At 62.8% G+C, this 16,780-nt stretch carries 18 protein-coding genes and 1 other RNA gene; 8 read left to right on the top strand and 11 right to left on the bottom strand.

Annotation, left to right across the window (positions count from 1 at the left end; genetic code table 11):
- Positions 1-3: 3 nt before the first annotated feature.
- Both D8676_RS04705 and D8676_RS04700 read right to left on the bottom strand, forming a co-directional pair.
- Complete coding sequence (locus tag D8676_RS04705) at positions 4-1,542, bottom strand: hypothetical protein (protein ID WP_121579636.1); 1,539 nt, start codon at positions 1,540-1,542, stop codon at positions 4-6.
- A gap of 72 nt (positions 1,543-1,614) precedes the next feature.
- The gene (locus D8676_RS04700; RefSeq protein WP_121579635.1) at positions 1,615-2,910 is read right to left on the bottom strand and encodes an adenylosuccinate synthase; all 1,296 of its coding nucleotides are present in this window, start codon (positions 2,908-2,910) and stop codon (positions 1,615-1,617) included.
- Between the two features lie 190 nt (positions 2,911-3,100).
- Here D8676_RS04700 and D8676_RS04695 point away from each other — a divergent pair, with 190 nt between their 5' ends.
- Positions 3,101-4,000: a DMT family transporter gene (locus D8676_RS04695; RefSeq protein ID WP_121579634.1), complete on the top strand. Its 900-nt coding sequence runs from the start codon at positions 3,101-3,103 to the stop codon at positions 3,998-4,000.
- 1 nt (position 4,001) lies between these two features.
- Here D8676_RS04695 and D8676_RS04690 read toward each other — a convergent pair whose 3' ends face one another.
- From D8676_RS04690 to D8676_RS04670, 5 genes are all read right to left on the bottom strand, one after another.
- Positions 4,002-5,162, bottom strand: coding sequence for a fumarylacetoacetate hydrolase family protein (locus D8676_RS04690; RefSeq protein WP_121579633.1), 1,161 nt, complete (start codon positions 5,160-5,162; stop codon positions 4,002-4,004).
- Positions 5,163-5,254: 92 nt separating this feature from the next.
- Positions 5,255-6,853: a phosphoglycerate dehydrogenase gene (gene serA / locus D8676_RS04685; RefSeq protein ID WP_121579632.1), complete on the bottom strand. Its 1,599-nt coding sequence runs from the start codon at positions 6,851-6,853 to the stop codon at positions 5,255-5,257.
- Positions 6,854-6,908: 55 nt separating this feature from the next.
- A complete protein-coding gene (locus tag D8676_RS04680) occupies positions 6,909-8,081 on the bottom strand; it encodes a phosphoserine transaminase (RefSeq protein WP_121579631.1) in 1,173 nt (390 codons plus the stop codon).
- Between the two features lie 178 nt (positions 8,082-8,259).
- Positions 8,260-9,081 carry an outer membrane protein gene (locus D8676_RS04675; RefSeq protein WP_121579630.1) on the bottom strand — a complete coding sequence of 274 codons (822 nt, stop codon included), beginning with the start codon at positions 9,079-9,081 and terminating at the stop codon, positions 8,260-8,262.
- Positions 9,082-9,304: 223 nt separating this feature from the next.
- The gene (locus D8676_RS04670; protein WP_121579629.1) at positions 9,305-10,078 is read right to left on the bottom strand and encodes an outer membrane beta-barrel protein; all 774 of its coding nucleotides are present in this window, start codon (positions 10,076-10,078) and stop codon (positions 9,305-9,307) included.
- A 214-nt stretch (positions 10,079-10,292) separates the two neighbouring features.
- On the opposite strand from D8676_RS04670, the gene ssrS reads away from it, so the two are divergent.
- The 4 genes from ssrS (at position 10,293) to D8676_RS04650 (ending at position 12,783) form a co-directional block, all read left to right on the top strand.
- A non-coding RNA gene (gene ssrS / locus D8676_RS04665) (6S RNA) lies at positions 10,293-10,449 on the top strand.
- A 73-nt stretch (positions 10,450-10,522) separates the two neighbouring features.
- On the top strand, positions 10,523-11,110 hold the full coding sequence (locus D8676_RS04660) for a 5-formyltetrahydrofolate cyclo-ligase (protein WP_121579628.1): 588 nt from the start codon (positions 10,523-10,525) through the stop codon (positions 11,108-11,110).
- A gap of 7 nt (positions 11,111-11,117) precedes the next feature.
- On the top strand, positions 11,118-11,942 hold the full coding sequence (locus tag D8676_RS04655) for a TIGR00282 family metallophosphoesterase (protein WP_121579627.1): 825 nt from the start codon (positions 11,118-11,120) through the stop codon (positions 11,940-11,942).
- Between the two features lie 73 nt (positions 11,943-12,015).
- Positions 12,016-12,783, top strand: coding sequence for a TerC family protein (locus D8676_RS04650; RefSeq protein ID WP_121579626.1), 768 nt, complete (start codon positions 12,016-12,018; stop codon positions 12,781-12,783).
- Between the two features lie 23 nt (positions 12,784-12,806).
- Here D8676_RS04650 and D8676_RS04645 read toward each other — a convergent pair whose 3' ends face one another.
- Together D8676_RS04645 and D8676_RS04640 are read right to left on the bottom strand one after the other, a co-directional pair.
- Positions 12,807-13,169 (bottom strand): hypothetical protein, encoded by a 363-nt coding sequence (locus D8676_RS04645; protein ID WP_121579625.1) that lies wholly within the window; start codon positions 13,167-13,169, stop codon positions 12,807-12,809.
- A 1-nt stretch (position 13,170) separates the two neighbouring features.
- The gene (locus D8676_RS04640) at positions 13,171-13,662 is read right to left on the bottom strand and encodes an SRPBCC domain-containing protein (RefSeq protein ID WP_121579624.1); all 492 of its coding nucleotides are present in this window, start codon (positions 13,660-13,662) and stop codon (positions 13,171-13,173) included.
- A gap of 50 nt (positions 13,663-13,712) precedes the next feature.
- Between D8676_RS04640 and D8676_RS04635 the strand changes: the two genes are divergently transcribed.
- Positions 13,713-14,036, top strand: a complete 324-nt coding sequence (locus tag D8676_RS04635) for a metalloregulator ArsR/SmtB family transcription factor (RefSeq protein WP_121579623.1) — start codon at positions 13,713-13,715, stop codon at positions 14,034-14,036.
- Here the strand turns inward: D8676_RS04635 and D8676_RS04630 are convergent, their stop codons facing one another.
- Complete coding sequence (locus D8676_RS04630; protein ID WP_121579622.1) at positions 14,037-14,867, bottom strand: MBL fold metallo-hydrolase; 831 nt, start codon at positions 14,865-14,867, stop codon at positions 14,037-14,039.
- Between the two features lie 218 nt (positions 14,868-15,085).
- Between D8676_RS04630 and D8676_RS04625 the strand changes: the two genes are divergently transcribed.
- Both D8676_RS04625 and D8676_RS04620 read left to right on the top strand, forming a co-directional pair.
- A complete protein-coding gene (locus tag D8676_RS04625) occupies positions 15,086-15,835 on the top strand; it encodes a YebC/PmpR family DNA-binding transcriptional regulator (protein WP_121579621.1) in 750 nt (249 codons plus the stop codon).
- The gene (locus D8676_RS04620; protein ID WP_121579620.1) at positions 15,832-16,158 is read left to right on the top strand and encodes a SelT/SelW/SelH family protein; all 327 of its coding nucleotides are present in this window, start codon (positions 15,832-15,834) and stop codon (positions 16,156-16,158) included. The genes D8676_RS04625 and D8676_RS04620 overlap by 4 nt, the downstream gene beginning before the upstream one ends.
- Here D8676_RS04620 and D8676_RS04615 read toward each other — a convergent pair.
- Positions 16,155-16,634 carry an anthrone oxygenase family protein gene (locus D8676_RS04615; protein WP_121579619.1) on the bottom strand — a complete coding sequence of 160 codons (480 nt, stop codon included), beginning with the start codon at positions 16,632-16,634 and terminating at the stop codon, positions 16,155-16,157. The two genes, D8676_RS04620 and D8676_RS04615, sit on opposite strands and share 4 nt — an antisense overlap.
- Positions 16,635-16,780: the final 146 nt, after the last annotated feature.

Below are 16,780 nucleotides of genomic sequence, written 5' to 3'. Positions count from 1 at the left end.
CGATCAACCTGGTTGATCGGCCGGTGCGGCTTCCGAACCTGCGCTCGCGGCGGCCCAGGCCTTCAAGGCTTCGTCGAACACCTTGTCCCCAGGGATGCCCTTTTCCATCGTGAAGAGCGCGCGGCGGCCGGATTTATAGACCACCGGAATGTCGATCCAGCTTTGGCGACGCAGCAGCGTCAGATTGGCCTGGCTTTCAGCCTTGCTGTCATTCAGCGCCACCAGGAAGAAGCCGTCGGCGATCTTGGCGGGGATGCCGATCAGCGGGTTGCCCGCCTCCTGCTCGGACCCCTTCATGGCGACTCGCAGGATGTTCTCGATGCCGCCGCCGGGGAAGCCCTCGGGCGTCAGGAAGATCATCTCGATGATGTGGCTGGCCGGCAGCGACTGATCGGCATTGCGCTTGATCGTCATGCGCAATTGCACGTCCTTGCCGGGAATGGTCGCTTCGGCGCGGATCGCCGGTTCGGGCGGCAGATTGTTGCCGGGCGATTCCTGCACCAGCGACCAGACGATCGAGCCGGGCTCGGCAGAGCCTTCCGACGCGCTGGTGCGCTCCTCGTAGAAGATCGCTTTCTGGCCGACGGCGAGCCCCGAATCGGGCGCAGCACCTGCAGCCGCTTCGTCCGAAGCCCCGGGAATAGCCTCTTCGCCAGGCGTCTGGCCAGGCTGCGCCCCGATCGGCGGCGTCGCACCCGGCGGCTGGGTCAGCGTAGCCACCGACGTACCTTCGCCAATGGTCGCTTCGCCGTTGGCGGGGCCGGGATCCGTCTCGGTGCCTTCGGGCGTTAGGCGCTGGGTGAATTTGGGGGTTTCGCTGGTCGTCCCAGCCGGCGCTTCCGCCGCAGGCGTCGCCTCCGCCGGCTCCGTCACCAAAGGCGTGGTCACTACCGTTTCGGCATCACCGCCGAGGCCGATCATGGCGCCAAAGGCGTCGCGATTAAGCCATATGCCATAGCCGCCGCCGGCAACGACTGCGAGCATCACCGCAGCGACCAGCAGCGGTCCGTAGTTGCGTTTGCGCACTGCGTCCGGCCGATGCCGGGTGAATTCCTCAGGCGCGTCGTCCGCACCAAGATCGACAGGTTCCGCGGCCGCAGCGACCGGAGCCTGCTGGCGTGCGGGTGTGGGAGGAGGAGGCGGGGCCGGTGCCCTCCTGGGTGCCGGTTCGGCAGCCCGGGACGCGGCCGGGGCGGCAGGACGAGGAGCGGCCGGCGCGGGCGTGGCCTTCGGCCAGGCTCCGGTTTTTGCCGCTGGTTGCTCCAGTGCCTTAGGCTGCGGGTTCTTCAGAGACGCGAAAACATCCTCGAGTTCGGACAGCGGATCCGAATTCGCGGCATACCCCTTCTCGACCGAGGCGATAGCGTCCTCGAGAGCACGCCGCTGGCGGTCGGCGACGCTTGGCGGCGGCGGCGGATTGATGGCGGCCAGCTTCGCGGCTACCGTCGCACGCGCCTTCTCGTAAACGCGCTCGCGTATCGCCGGAGTGGTTTCGCCCATCCCGTCGAGCGTCTTTTTCAGAACCGCTACGAAATCTGCCATACTAATCGACCTATAAGCCGGTTCCCGGCGAGCGTTAAGTCCTTGAACGCATTATACCGGGAAGCCCATTAACTAATCTTGAAACGGGTCGGTCACAAGTATCGTGTCGTCCCGCTCCGGGCTCGTGGAGAGGAGGGCGACCGGTGCCCCGATCAATTCCTCGATATAGCGCACATATTTCACCGCCTGCGCCGGCAGATCATTCCAGCTGCGCGCACCGGCGGTAGTGCCTTTCCAGCCTTCCAGTGTCTCGTAGACCGGCTCCACCCGCGCCTGTGCACCCTGGCTAGCGGGCAGGTAATCAATCACCTCGCCGTCGAGCAGATAGCCTACGCAGACCTTGATCTCGTCAAGTCCGTCGAGCACGTCGAGCTTGGTCAGAGCAATGCCCTTGATGCCGTTGACGGCCACGGCCTGACGCACCAGCACCGCATCGAACCAGCCGCAACGGCGCTTGCGGCCCGTCACGACACCGAATTCATGTCCGCGGGTGCCGAGGAACTCGCCGATCTCGTTCTGCTGCTCCGTCGGGAACGGTCCCTCGCCGACACGCGTGGTATAGGCCTTGGTGATGCCCAGCACATAGTCGATCGCGCCCGGACCGACGCCCGAACCCGCAGCAGCCTGCCCTGCCACCGTATTCGACGACGTGACGAACGGATAGGTGCCGTGGTCGATGTCGAGCAGCGTCCCTTGCGCACCCTCGAACAGGATGCGCTCGCCGGCGCGGCGGCGATCGTCGAGCACCTTCCAGACGCGGTCCATATAGGGCAGCACCTTGTCTGCAACGGAAGTCAATTCCTCGAGCACCGCCTTCGGATCCAGTTCGCTTTCGCCCAGGCCGCGTCGTAGCGGATTGTGGTGGGCGAGCAGGCGGTCGATCTTCGCCGGAAGCGTATCGGGGTCGGCAAGGTCCATGACGCGAATCGCCCGGCGCCCGACCCTGTCCTCATAGGCAGGCCCGATGCCACGTCCGGTCGTTCCGATCTTGGTACCCTTGGCGGCGTTCGCCTCACGCATCCGGTCCAGTTCCCCGTGCAGGGACAGGATAAGCGCGGTGTTTTCGGCTATTTTCAGGCGATCCGGCGTCACTTCCACGCCCTGGCCGCGGAGTTTTTCGAGTTCGGCGACAAAGGCATGAGGATCGAAGACGACGCCGTTGCCGATGATCGACAGCTTGCTTTCCCGCACCACGCCCGACGGCAGAAGCGAGAGTTTGTAGACCTTGCCGTCGATGACAAGCGTATGGCCCGCGTTGTGGCCGCCTTGAAAGCGCACCACGACATCGGCACGCTCAGACAGCCAGTCGACGATCTTGCCCTTGCCTTCGTCGCCCCACTGCGAGCCGACGACCACCACATTGGCCATAATTCTTCCCTTCGATCTTCCAAGCCTGCGTGCCGCCCACGCAAACGACAGGCCTCTATAGCGACAAGGCCTTTCGAACGCGACATTTCTTTGCGCTCAAAACCGGCAGACACAATAAGTCGCGGTTTGCACGTGCTTTACTTGGTCGGTCCCGCAGATTAGGTCCGGAGACCCGCCGATCGGGACGGACATGCACAAGACCGCCTACGTTCTCCTGCTTCTGACCACGTTTTTCTGGGGCGGCAACGCCGTCGCCGGCAAGCTCGCCATCGGCCATGTCTCACCGATGCTGCTGACTGCCGGGCGCTGGGGCATCGCGCTCCTTGTCCTTTGCATTATCGGCTGGCCGAGGCTCGTGGCCGACTGGCCGAAGGTGCGGCAGCATGCGGTCTATCTCATGGCGCTCGGCGCGGTCGGCTTCTCGGTCTTCAACATCGCGCTCTATTCCGCAGTGGTCTACACCTCGGCGATCAATGTCAGCATCGAGCAAGCGGGTATCCCGATGCTGATCTTCATCGGCAACTTCCTGCTCTTCCGGCTTCACGCCAGCTGGGCGCAGATCACCGGCTTTCTCGTGTCGCTGGTCGGCGTGGCCCTCACCGCCAGCCATGGCAACCCGGCCAGGCTTCTCGCGCTCGATGTCAACGTGGGCGACATGCTGATGATCGGCGCGGTCATCGGCTATGCCGGCTACACGATAGCGCTACGCTTCAAGCCGGACATCCACTGGCAGAGCCTGATGATCGCGCTGACGGCGGGAGCCTTCGTCGCATCCGTTCCCTTCGCACTGGTTGAGGCGCAGGCCGGCGCCAGCATCATGCCGGACACGATGGGATGGGCTGTCATCCTCTACACCGTGATCTTCCCGTCGATCCTGGCTCAGATCTTCTACGTGCGGGCAGTCGAACTGATCGGCGCGAACCGCGCCGGCCTCTTCGTCAACCTCGTGCCGGTCTTCGGGACATTGCTTTCGGTCGTGGTGGTTAGCGAGGCGTTCCATACCTATCACGCCATCGCGCTAGCGCTGGTGCTCGGCGGCATATGGCTCGCCGAGACGAGCGGACGCAAAGCCGCGGCCCGCCAAGCCTGAACTAGATCAGCCTGGCCTTGGCGAGATCCCGCATAAGGTGGCTGGTGCCGTAGGTCCAAGGCGCACAGTCCGGCGACAATCGAACGCGGTTGACCAGCGCACCGAGCTTCTCCGACGAGATGGTGACCATGTCGCCGACATTGTGCGTGAACCCCTTGCCCGCCTCCCCACGATCCTTGACCGGCGCGAACATGGTGCCGAGATAGAGGGCAAGTCCGTCCGGATACTGATGATGCGGACCTATGGCCGATGCGACCAGCTCTTCGGGCGACCTGCTGATCTCCGCCATCGAACTCTGTCCGTCGAGAACGAAGCCGTCCTCGCCCTCGACCTTCAACCCTACCACCGCCGATTTCACGTCGGCGAGCGTGAAGTCTTTGTCGAACAGGCGAATGAACGGACCGAGCGACGCAGATGCGTTGTTGTCCTTCGCCTTGCCGAGCAGCAGCGCCGAGCGGCCCTCGACGTCGCGCAGGTTGACGTCGTTGCCGAGCGTGGCGCCGACGATGCGGCCCTCGCTCGACGCGATAACCGCGACTTCCGGTTCCGGATTGTTCCAGGTCGAGATCGGGTGCAGCCCGACATCGGCACCAAAGCCGACCGATGCCATGGGCTGGCATTTGGTGAAGACTTCTGCGTCCGGGCCGATGCCGACTTCGAGATATTGCGACCAGACGCCCCGCTCGATCAATTTCGCCTTGACGCCAGCCGCCTCGTCCGAGCCCGGCTTCAGCTTGGAAAGGTCGTGGCCGATTAATGCCGCAATATCCGCCCGGATGGCGTCGGCCTTTGCGGCCGAGCCGCGCGCCTGCTCCTCGATGACGCGTTCCAGAAGCGATACGACGAAGGTGACGCCGGCGGCCTTCACGGCCTGGAGGTCGACCGGCGAAAGAAGGTAGGGCCGCGTCCGATCATGCTTATCCGCAAAGCTGTTCGCAGCGATATCGGAGAGCGTTCCAATCGGCCTTCCCTCGGCGCTCGCCACGTAGCCGGCCGGGTCGGCTTGCTCGCAAACGTCCCGCGAGGTCGGCGCTGATCCGGACGTGATATCGAGAACCATCCCGTCGCGCACGGTGACGATCGCCGGATGCGCCCAGCCTTCGGCCATCGCGCGACCCAGAAAAACTCCATCGGCCGGCAGCTGAATCTCGCTATTCGACATCGTCTGTTCATCCCTCGACTTGCTGTTCGACTACCCTGAAAGCAAGGTTGTCCCGCCGGGTCAAGGGATGCGCAGAATTCTGTCGGTCGACCTCACATTACTCCCACGTCGAACTGCAGCCGCTTGGCGGAATCGATCGCTTCATGCGCCCGCACCTGGGCAAGCACATTCTCCGGGAAGGGAGCGTCGAGGTAGAGCAGCGCGATGGCGTCGCCGCCGGGGCGGTTGCGGCCGAGCTGGAAGTTGGCGATGTTGACGCCGTTCTCGCCGCAGAGCGTGCCGAGCAGGCCGATAATGCCCGGCGCATCCGCGTTGGTCGTGTAGAGCATGTGCTGGCCAACCTCGGCGTCGAGGTTGATTCCCTTGATCTGGATGAAACGCGGCTTGCCGTCGGAAAAGCAGGTGCCTGCGATCGTGCGCGTGATGTGCTCGGTCGTCACCTTCAGCATGATGTAGCCGTCGAACACGCCCGACTTGTCGCGCTTGACCTCCGACAGCATGATGCCTCGCTCTTTGGCCATGATCGGCGCCGACACCATGTTGACGTCGGCGACCTGCGGCCGGATCAGCCCGGCGAGCGCGGCGCTGATCAGGGCGCGCGTGTTCATCTGCGCGGTGGCGCCGTCGAAGATGATCTCCACTTCCTTGATCGGGTCTTCTGTCACTTGCCCGACGAACGATCCCAGCACCTCGGCCAGCTTGACGAAGGGTTTTAGCCGCGGCGCTTCCTCGGCGGTGATCGAGGGCATGTTGATGGCGTTGGAGACCGCGCCTTTGATGAGGTAGTCCGACATCTGTTCGGCGACCTGGAGAGCGACATTCTCCTGTGCCTCGGTCGTCGCGGCACCGAGATGCGGTGTCGCCACAACATTCTCCAGCTCGAAATAGGGGCTGGATTTCGCTGGCTCCACCGGAAACACGTCGATCGCGGCGCCCGCGACCTTGCCGCTTTTCAGGGCAGCGACGAGATCGGCCTCGACGATCAGTTCGCCGCGCGCGCAGTTGATGATGTAGACGCCCTTCTTCATCTTCGCGATCGAGTCGGCGTTGATGATGTTCCTCGTCTTGTCGGTCAGCGGCGTGTGCAGCGTGATGAAGTCCGCGCGGGCCAGAAGCTGGTCCAGTTCGACTTTCTCGACGCCAAGCTCGGAAGCGCGGGCTTCCGAAAGGAAGGGGTCGAAGGCAACGACATGCATCTTGAGGCCCACGCCACGCGTGGCGACGATCGAGCCGATATTGCCGCAACCGATCACGCCGAGCGTCTTGCCGGTGATCTCGACGCCCATGAAGCGGTTCTTCTCCCACTTGCCGGCCTTGGTCGAGGCGTTCGCCTCCGGCAGTTGGCGCGCCAGTGCGAACATCATGGCGACGGCATGCTCGGCGGTGGTGATCGAGTTGCCAAAGGGCGTGTTCATCACGATGATGCCCTTCCGCGACGCCGCCGGAATGTCGACATTGTCGACGCCGATGCCGGCGCGGCCAATCACCTTGAGGTTGGTCGCCGCAGCGATCAGCTTCTCGGTCACCTTGGTGGCGGAACGAATGGCGAGGCCGTCATACTGGCCGATTATTTCGAGCATCTTCTCCTTGTCGGGACCGACATCGGGAAGATAGTCGACCTCGACGCCGCGATCCTTGAATATCTGGACGGCCGTCGGCGAAAGCTTGTCGGAAACGAGTACGCGAGGCATGGTCTTGTCCTTGCATTGGCCACCGAAGCAGCCCGATAAAAATGATGATTGAGGGTCAGGCCGCGGCTTTGAGCGCGGCCTTCTGCGTCGCGTAGGCCCAGTCGAGCCAAGGCATCAGCGCCGCGACGTCGGAGGTTTCGACGGTCGCACCGCACCAGATGCGCAGGCCGGGCGGCGCATCGCGATAGCCGGCGATATCGAAAGCGACCTTCTCGGCCTCGAGCAGCGCGACGAAGCCTTTCACGAAAGCCTGCTGGCCGGCATCGTCGAGATTGGCGACCGCGGGATCGGCGAAGCGCAGGCAAACGGAAGTGTTGGACCGCGTGTTTTCGACAGTCGCCAGGAAGTCGACGGCGGGTGTCTTCGCCACCCAATCCGAAATCACCCTGGTGTTGGAGTCGGCGCGCGAGACGAGTTGTTCCAGTCCGCCGATCGACTTCGCCCAGTTGAGCGCGTCGATGTAGTCCTCGACGCAGAGCATCGAAGGCGTGTTGATCGTCTCACCCTTGAATATGCCCTCGATCAGCTTGCCGTTCGACGTCATGCGGAAGATCTTCGGCAGCGGCCAGGCGGGCTTGTAGCTTTCCAGGCGGGCGACCGCTCGGGGGCTGAGGATCAGCATGCCGTGAGCGCCCTCGCCGCCAAGCGCCTTCTGCCAGGAGAAGGTGACGACATCGAGCTTCTGGAAATCGAGTTTCTGGGCGAAGGCCGCCGAAGTGGCGTCGCAGATCGTCAGGCCCTTGCGATCGGCGGGGATGAAATCGCCGTTGGGCACACGCACGCCCGAGGTCGTGCCGTTCCAGGTGAACACGACGTCGCGGTCGAAATCGATCGAAGCAAGGTCAGGCAGCTCGCCGTAGGGCGCCTTGATCGTCCGCACGTCGGCTAGCTTCAGCTGCTTCACCACATCAGTGACCCAGCCCTCGCCGAAACTTTCCCAGGCCACCATGTCGACGCCGCGCTCGCCGAGTAGCGACCACATTGCCATCTCGACCGCGCCGGTGTCGGAGGCCGGGACTATGCCGATGCGATGGTCAGCGGGGACCTGGAGCACCTCACGGGTGAGGTCGATCGCCTGCTCGAGCTTGGCCTTGCCGATCTTTGCACGGTGGGAACGCCCGAGGGGCGCATTCTTCAGCGCCTCCGGCGACCAGCCGGGACGTTTAGCGCAGGGTCCTGAAGAAAAATTGGGGTTCGCCGGACGGAGTCCGGGCTTGGTAGTCGTCATCGTGGCTATCCTTCCAGATAGAAAGCTCCTCGTTGGGGAGGAGTGTCCCACGGACGGCGATATTCCCTGCAGGCCAGGGCGTCAAGAGGATTGTTTTTGTCGCAAGCCGGACACTCGGTCGCATAATGAAAAACGGCGGGCCGAGCCCGCCGTCCGTCAGAGGCAAACTTTAATGCGTCTACCAGAGTTCGTAACGCAGGCCGACTTTGACCTCATGCGTCTCGATGTTGCCGTGCGATCCGTTACCGAACTCGTCAGACGAATCCCAACCGAACATGTCGCCGCCGTCGATGTTGCGGTATTTGTAGCCAAGGTCCAGCTTGAAGTTCTTGCTGATGTCATAGGCGACGCCGGCCATGAGCGCGTAGGTGAAGGCCCAGCCATCCTGCCCGCGATGGTTCGATCCGCCGACCGCATTGTCGCTCGCGCAAAGCGCCCCGCCGTCGACGCAGTAGGTCGTGTCGCTCAGATCCTTCCAGCTCAGATACGAGTATCCGAGGCCGGCGCCGACATAGGGCGTGAGGCCGACATAGGTACCGAGATCGACATAGCCGTTAGCCATGAGGCTGACGGCGGAGACTTCGGAGCCGTTGGTCGAGCGGCAGCCTGTCCCGACCACCGCATCGTCAAGGCAAGGTGTATCGCTCGAAGTCGATCCGCTGAAGTCCGCGCGAAAGCCTTCGACCGTGGCATCGGCACGGAAGTAGTCGGTAAAACGGTAACCGAAGCCGCCGCTCCAGGCGAAGTCGGTATCGAGCGACGCAGACCTGAATGAGGCCGATACATCGTCAACGCCGTCGAATGCAGTATAGTCGACCCCATCGATGCTGGAATCGAAGATGTAGCTCACATCGCCGCGCAGATACCAACCGGAGCCGACTTCAACCGGAACATATTCCGGAGCCTCTTCGACAATAATCGGCGGATCGTAGTCGGCGGCATCAGCGGCGAATGGCGCAAGCGCTGCAAGCGACAGCGCGATGCGGAGTGACAGTTTCATGGCGCGTGCTCCCCGAAGTGCGCGGCGGAAACTGATCCGCCCACCCATTTTCAGGAAGCATTGTTAACCATAGTCGTTAAATGCCGGTTAACTACGCCGGGCATGCCAGCCCTTTAATTTCAATGGGTTGGCAGCTCCTTCCACCGTGGAACCCGTTCAGGATATCCGAACGGAAAAGGCCCCGTCGATGACGGGGCCTTTTCGAGAAAGGTTGCGGGCAGGATCAGTTCAGCGAATAGCGAACGCCGAGCTTGAAGTCGTGCGAGTAGATATCGTTGAACTTGATGCCGTCATTATCGGTGTCGAAGTTCGGATCGACATTGGTGAGCCTGCCGGTCTTGGCGTCGCCCAGCGAGATGAAGCTGTAGCCGAAATCGATGGTCATGCGTTCCGTAGCCTGAAAGCCGAGGCCCGCATGGAGCGCCCAGGCCAGGTTCCATTCGGATTCGTCGTCGGCGTAGGCAAGGCCGCCATTGAGTTCGTTGACATCACGGAAATGCGAGATCGTATTGTAGGAGGCACCTATGCCGGCGCCAACATAGGGCGTAATGCCGGAGAAGCTGGCGAAGTCGTAGTAGCCGTTGGCCATGAAGACCAGTTCCGACTTCTTGCCGGTGTATTCGTTGGTCCTGACCGGGCTGGCGGGGCTGACGGCCTGAAGCCAATCGAGCGCGTAGAAATCGGACTTGCCGCGCCATTCGACCGTGATATCGCCGCGCAGATTGTCATTGAACTGATAGCCTACGCCGCCGCCGAAGATCGGCGCGGAGGAAAACCCACCCTCGTCATACCAGCCGAAGGCAAAGGGCTCGTCGAACATTTCGGATTCCAGCCCGTCGAAGAACTGGTTGCTCATGCCGATGTGACCGCGGATGTACCATCCGCCGACGACCTCCGGCACGACTTCGATCGGCTCGTAGAGGTCCGCGGCGAAGGCCGGGCCGGCGACCCCGGCAACAAGCGCCGCGAAGAGTGTCTTCCTTGCAAATCGATACATCCCCGTCACCCTTGGTATGTCGGGACCCGCCCGAATCCGTTTGAAATCGTTAGGGATAATGAATTGCAAAGGTTAAGGGCCGCTTAACCCTGTTGCTTAACCATAGTGTCCGACCGCGGCAGGTCGTCGCTCTCTCGATAGAGGAGGTTCAAAAACCTCCTCGCTGTCGGTTTTTGGATGGCGGTCGGGTCGTCGCGCGCCTATATTCGTCAGTGGCGGTCTGCGCTTCCCGGCAGGAGAGACATTTCCCCGGGGCCTTATTGATCCCTAGGGAGCTGTCCCTGACCAGGCCCGTGGGTCTGGTCACACGGCGCCCACCTACTTTGTAGGTTCCCGGGATCGACTTCTCCACCGGTTGTCGTGGATCGCCACTGGCATAGACCGAAAGCGGACCCGGTTTTCGGATCAACCGGCACCGGACAAAGCATCAGGTCGTCTTCTCGCATGAAACCTCCAAGAGAGCTGAAACGGGAATTGCGCCGCGAAGCGCTGGCTCGCCGCGACGCGCTCGATCCGTCGTTCAGGATCGAGGCCGCACTCGAGATGACGGAGTTCGCGAGAAATTCGATTGAGGTAGAACCCGGTGCGATCGCCTCCGGGTTCTGGCCGATGCGCTCGGAGGTCGACGTGCGGCCGTTGATGTTTGCCTTGCGGGAGAACGGCGCCCGCCTCTGCCTGCCCGCCATCCTCGACAAGACCACCATGATCTTCCGCGAGCTCGTCCGCGGCGCCGCGCTGGTCGACATGGGTTTCGGCACAGCCGGACCCGGCGATGAGGCCGAAGCGCTCGACCCGTCGATCATGCTCGTGCCGCTCGCGGCATTCGATACACGCGGCCACCGCATCGGCTACGGCGCCGGCTACTATGACCGGGCAATCTCCAGGCTGACGGACGCGGGCCATGCGCCGCGTCTCATCGGCATCGCCTTCGACTGCCAGGAAGTGCCTACGGTCCCGGACGAGCCGCACGACGTGATCATTCCGGAAATCCTCACCGAAAGCGGTTTGCGCCGCTTCACCGCGTCTCTATAGAGGAATCATGAGGCTTCTCTTTCTGGGCGACATGGTCGGCAAATCCGGGCGGACCGCGGTTTGGGAACAACTTCCCGGCCTGATTTCCGATTTCCGGCTCGATTTCGTCATCGTGAACGGCGAAAACGCGGCAGGCGGCTTCGGCATCACCGAAGAGATTTTCCAGACGACGCTCGCCGCCGGCGCGGATGTCGTCACCACCGGCAACCACGTCTGGGACCAGCGCGAGGCGCTGACCTTCGCGGCGCGCGAGGATCGCTTCCTGCGGCCCGTCAACTATCCGAAGGGCACGCCGGGTCGTGGCTCGGGCGTCTACCTCGCCAGGAACGGCGCCCGCGTGCTTGTCGCCAACATAATGGGCAGGGTGTTCATGCATCCCGAGCTCGACGATCCTTTCATGGCCGGCGAGCGCGAGGTGGCCGCCTGCCCGCTCGGCGACCAGGCCGACGCGGCAGTGGTCGATTTCCACGCCGAGGCGACGTCGGAGAAGATGTGCTTCGCCCACTTCCTCGATGGCCGTGTCAGCCTCGTTGTCGGCACCCACACGCACCAGCCGACCGCCGATCACCAGATTTTGAACGGCGGCACTGCCTACATCACCGACGCGGGAATGTGCGGGGACTACGATTCCTCGCTCGGCATGGACAAGGAGGAACCACTCAACCGCTTCCTCTCCAAGGTTCCCAAGGGTCGCTTCGAGGCCGCCAACGGACCGGCGACCCTTTGCGGCGTCGGCATCGACATCTCCGACCGCACCGGTCTTGCCGAGAGGATCGCACCGTTTCGCCGCGGCCCCAGGCTCGAAGAAAGCGCACCGTCTTTCTGGTACTGACATTGACGACGGGATCGACGAACCCTACTTGCCGCCGAGCCGATCCTGCTGACATGCCTTGGGGACGAAAGACATGCCGATCATCGACTTCCTAACGCCGCACTTCGTGTGGCTGCAGGATCCGACCGCCTGGGTCGCGCTGCTCACCCTTGTCGTGCTGGAGATCGTGCTCGGCATCGACAACCTGATCTTCATCTCGATCCTCACCAACAAGCTGCCCGAACATCAGCGGGTAAATGCGCGGCGGCTTGGCATCGGCGCAGCGCTGATCATGCGACTTCTGCTGCTCGCCACGATTTCTTTCATCGTTCAGCTCACGACCCCGGTATTCACGGTGTTCGATCACGCCTTCTCCTGGCGGGACCTGATCCTGATCGCCGGCGGCCTGTTCCTTGTCTGGAAGGCGACCAAGGAAATCCATCACACGGTCGATCCCCAGGATCACAAGGACAACATGCTGGGCGGGACGCTGCAGCTTTCGCTCGGAGGGGCTATCTTCCAGATCCTGCTGCTCGATCTCGTCTTCTCGATCGACTCGATCATCACGGCAGTCGGCATGACCGACGAGATCGCCATCATGTATATCGCCGTCATCGCGGCGGTCACGGTGATGCTGCTGGCAGCTACGCCGCTTGCCAACTTCATCGCCAAGAACCCGACTATCGTCATGCTGGCGCTGGGCTTCCTGCTGATGATCGGAACGACGCTGATCGCCGACGGCATGGGCTTCCATGTGCCCAAGGGCTACATCTACGCGGCGATGGGTTTTTCCGCTCTCGTCGAAGGCCTCAACATGCTGGCGCGCCGCAAGAAGCAGAAGGATTCGGGCGGGGCGCATTGAGCCCCGCCGCGCGGGTTGCCGGCTTACCAGGCGTCCGGCGTGCGGACCATATGGACGATGTTGGCCGGGTTGCTGATCCAGCCGCCCTTAAAACCATCCGGCAGCGGCTCGATCGCGTCGCAGCGCGTGACGCCCGACGTTTCGAAATGTTTCGCGACGGCCGGGAAATCGTCGGTGAAGAGCTCGAGCCAGACCTCCGCCTGGGAGAGCATCGGCGCCTTGTCGATCCACAAGCGGTTCGGCCCGAGCTTGAAGCCGATTTCGGGCGCCTTCTCCTCGAAGGGTTCCAGACCCACCACGTCGCGGTAGAAGCGAACGGTCTCGTCGAACTGGTGCGGCGGAACCTTCATGGCGATGTTGATGCCGCCTTCGATCCTGGCTGTCATTTCATGCTCCTCGGTTGTTGTTTTCGCGCGCGGGCTCGCCCCGCGTCTCGCTCGGGTAGTAGCCCTCGCGCAGATTGATGCCGTATTCGAGCCACGCCTTCATGCAGCAGATCATCTGCGTCCAGCCCTCGCAATTGAGGTAGGATTTCTGCAATCCGGCCTGGCTTTCCTGCCAACCGCCTTCCGCGATTGTGACCATCGTGCCGCCGTCGTCGAGCCGGTCGAACTTCATTTCGACGCGCGTCTTGTAGTCCTGGTCTTCGACGGCGCCGCCATCCCAGCGAAGCACGATCTTCTCGTCCCGAACGACCTTCTCCACCTCGACGGGAACGTCGCCCCACCAGATCACGGTCGAGCCTTCGACGAGCGGCGCGCTGGCGCCGCCGCCGGTGGTGACGAAATAGGCGCCGAGCTTGTTCGGATCGACGACCGCGTCGAACACCTCCCCGACGGGTTTCGAAATCCGCGCGGAGACCCTGAATTCCGGCTTCATGCCGTCCTCCTTCGCTTGCATGGGTACGACATATGTTATATATTTATAACATGTCAAGCGACTCGATGGAAGACAGCGTTTTCAAGGCCCTCGCCAACCCTGCCAGAAGGCGGATGCTCGACTGCCTGAAGGAGGAGCCGCGCACGACCGGCATGCTGTGCGAGGCGTTTTCGGAGCTCGACCGCTGCACGGTGATGCAGCATCTGAAAGTGCTCGAAGAGGCCGACCTGGTCATCGCCAGGCGCGAGGGGCGCGAGCGCTGGAATCACCTGAACTCCATGCCGATCAAGCAGATTCACGACCGCTGGATCAGCCAGTACGCCACGCACGCGCTGTCGGTCCTCGACCGGCTGAAATCGGACCTCGAAGCCTAGCTAAACGCCGTCGAGCACCACAATGGTCGGGCGCGCGGGCAGCGTCTTCAGCGAGACCTTCAGCGAACGGCTCGGACGGAACTCGACTGCGAAACCTTCGCCCATCATGCCGGTGAACTGACCGATCGGGGTCGAATGCCGGTGCATGGGCAGGATCATCGACGAATAGAGCCGCGTGGTGATCTCGGTCATTGAGCTTATCGACTGCGTCATGCCGCCGTCGATCGGCACCATCAATATGTCGAGGCGGCCGATCTGGCCGAACTGCGCATCGCTGAGCTTGGTGTGCAGATGGCCCAGATGGCCTATGCACAGCCCCGCGACCTCAAAGATGAAGATCGAATTGCCGTCGCGCTCCAGTCCGCCGCCCCAGTCACGGATGTCGGTGGTCACGTTACGGATGTAGACGTCGTCGATCACAACGGCGTGTTGGGCCGGCCCACCCTCGGGATTCCAGCCGCGCAGCACATATTCGATCCCGGGATCTGGATGATCCGAATAATGCGTGCGATGCGCCTTGTTCATGGTGGCCACGCGCGGCAGTGGCTCGTAGCCGTAGACGCCGGAGAAGTCGGTGGCGATCCTGACGCCGGCCGGCGTTTCGATGACATATGTCGAATGGCCGGCATAGGTGATGGTGACGTCACCCTCGACGAAGGTCTGCGCAAGGATCGGCGTTTCGGTCGCGGACGGGCTGAAGCTCGCGTATGTCGCCGAGGGCAGCGCATTGGCGATGGCGACACATTTGGAGGGCGGCGGCTCTCCCTGCGCCAGGGCAGGGAGCGGCCAAGACAGCAAGGCAAGGGACACGGCGGCAAGAAGGCGGAGCATGGCGGTCTCCGGGAAGCGCGGTTGCCTCACGATAGCGCGCGACGCGCTTGTGGCCAGCCGGCGCGGCCCCCTCGCCTCGGTCACGTTTTCGCGAGCGTCGGATGATGTGTCGGGAGCCACCGGTTCGGACGAAACCGGCGCTCCGGCTGGACTTTTTTGCGGACTTGGCATAAGGCGCGCCATTCCGAAAAAACCTGCACCAGGACGACGGGGGCTCGATGGCCGGCCATTCACAGTTCAAGAATATCATGCACCGCAAGGGTCGACAGGACGCCATGCGGTCGAAAATGTTCTCCAAGCTGGCGCGTGAAATCACGGTCGCAGCCAAGCAGGGCATGCCCGATCCGGACATGAACCCACGCCTCCGGCTGGCGATCCAGAACGCCAAGGCCGAATCCATGCCCAAGGACAACATCCAGCGGGCGATCAACAAGGCCGCCGGCGGTGACGCCGAGAACTATGAGGAAGTCCGCTACGAGGGTTATGGCCCCGGCGGCGTCGCCCTCATCGTCGAGGTGCTCACCGACAATCGCAACAGGTCCGCCTCCAATGTCCGTGCCGCCTTCACCAAGGCAGGCGGAGCGCTCGGCGAAACCGGCTCAGTCGCCTTCATGTGGGACCGCGTGGGCGAGATCTACTACCCGGCTTCGGCGGGCGATGCGGAAAAGCTGATGGACGCGGCCATCGAGGCCGGCGCCGACGACGTGCAGTCCGATGAAGACGGCCACACGATCCTCTGCGCCTTCGGAAGCCTCGGCGACGTCTCGAAGGCCCTGGAGAACACGCTCGGCGAGGCCGAGTCGGTGAAGGTCGTCTGGAAGCCGCAGAACAATGTCCCGGTCGACGAGGAGCGCGCGCAATCGCTGATGAAACTCGTCGCTACGCTCGAGGACGATGACGACGTGCAGAACGTCTATGCCAATTTCGAGGTCGACGACGCGACGCTGGCCAAGCTCAGCGCGGCATGAACGAAAGCGCCCTGCCGGTCGTCCGCATCACCTACTGCACGCAGTGCCAGTGGCTGTTGCGCGCCGGCTGGATGGCCCAGGAGCTTCTCTCCACCTTCGGTACCGACCTTGGCGAGGTTGTGCTCGTTCCCGGCACCGGCGGCGTCTTCATCATTACATGCAACGGCCGGACGATCTGGGACCGCAAGCGTGACGGCGGTTTCCCCGACGCCGCGAAGCTGAAGCAGCTCGTGCGCGACGTGATCGATCCAGAGCGTGATCTCGGCCATGCAGACCGCAAGGGCGACGAGCGGTCGGAGCCGCCGAAAACTGATGGTCTCTAGCGCAGCGCCATTATGAATGCCGCCAGTGCACAAAGTCCGGAGACCGTGCGCACATGGTTCCATTTCACCCACACGTCGAGATAGCGCTCCCACAGGGCGGCGCCCTCCCCGCTCGCCGGATCGACGGCGGCAAGCGCGTCGTTGAGCGGTACGTTGAAAAGCATCGTCACTGCCAGGATGCCGACGAGATAGAGCAGGCTGCCGGCGAGCAGCCAGCCCGAGCCATCCGCGCTCCAGTTCCAGATGGCGGCGACTGCCGTCACGAGACTGAGCACTGCCGTTCCCATGAACACGATCAGGAAAAGCGGATTGAGGATCGTGACGTTCACCGACTGCATCGCAGCGATGCCCTGGGAAGCGCCGAGCTTGGACAGCGCCGTCATCATGAAGGCTGAGAAGACGAAGAACAGGCCGGCCATCAGCCCGCTGCCAAGCGTCGCTGCGAAGGTAATGACGGTCATCAATGGGCTAACCATGGTTTTCCTCGAACCGTCAGCGACGAAGTTTCAGGATTTTCGCGAGCTGCGTATCCTTACCGCACCGCGCGCCAACACCTCACATCCAAGGGTCGATCGAGACGCCTGAATACTACGAATCGTGAGGATATTGTATGGCCTGAAGA

The sequence above is a fragment of the Mesorhizobium sp. YM1C-6-2 genome (assembly GCF_003666685.1).
Taxonomy (GTDB): Bacteria; Pseudomonadota; Alphaproteobacteria; order Rhizobiales; family Rhizobiaceae; genus Mesorhizobium_K.
This window is presented reverse-complemented; position numbering and strand designations above follow the sequence as displayed.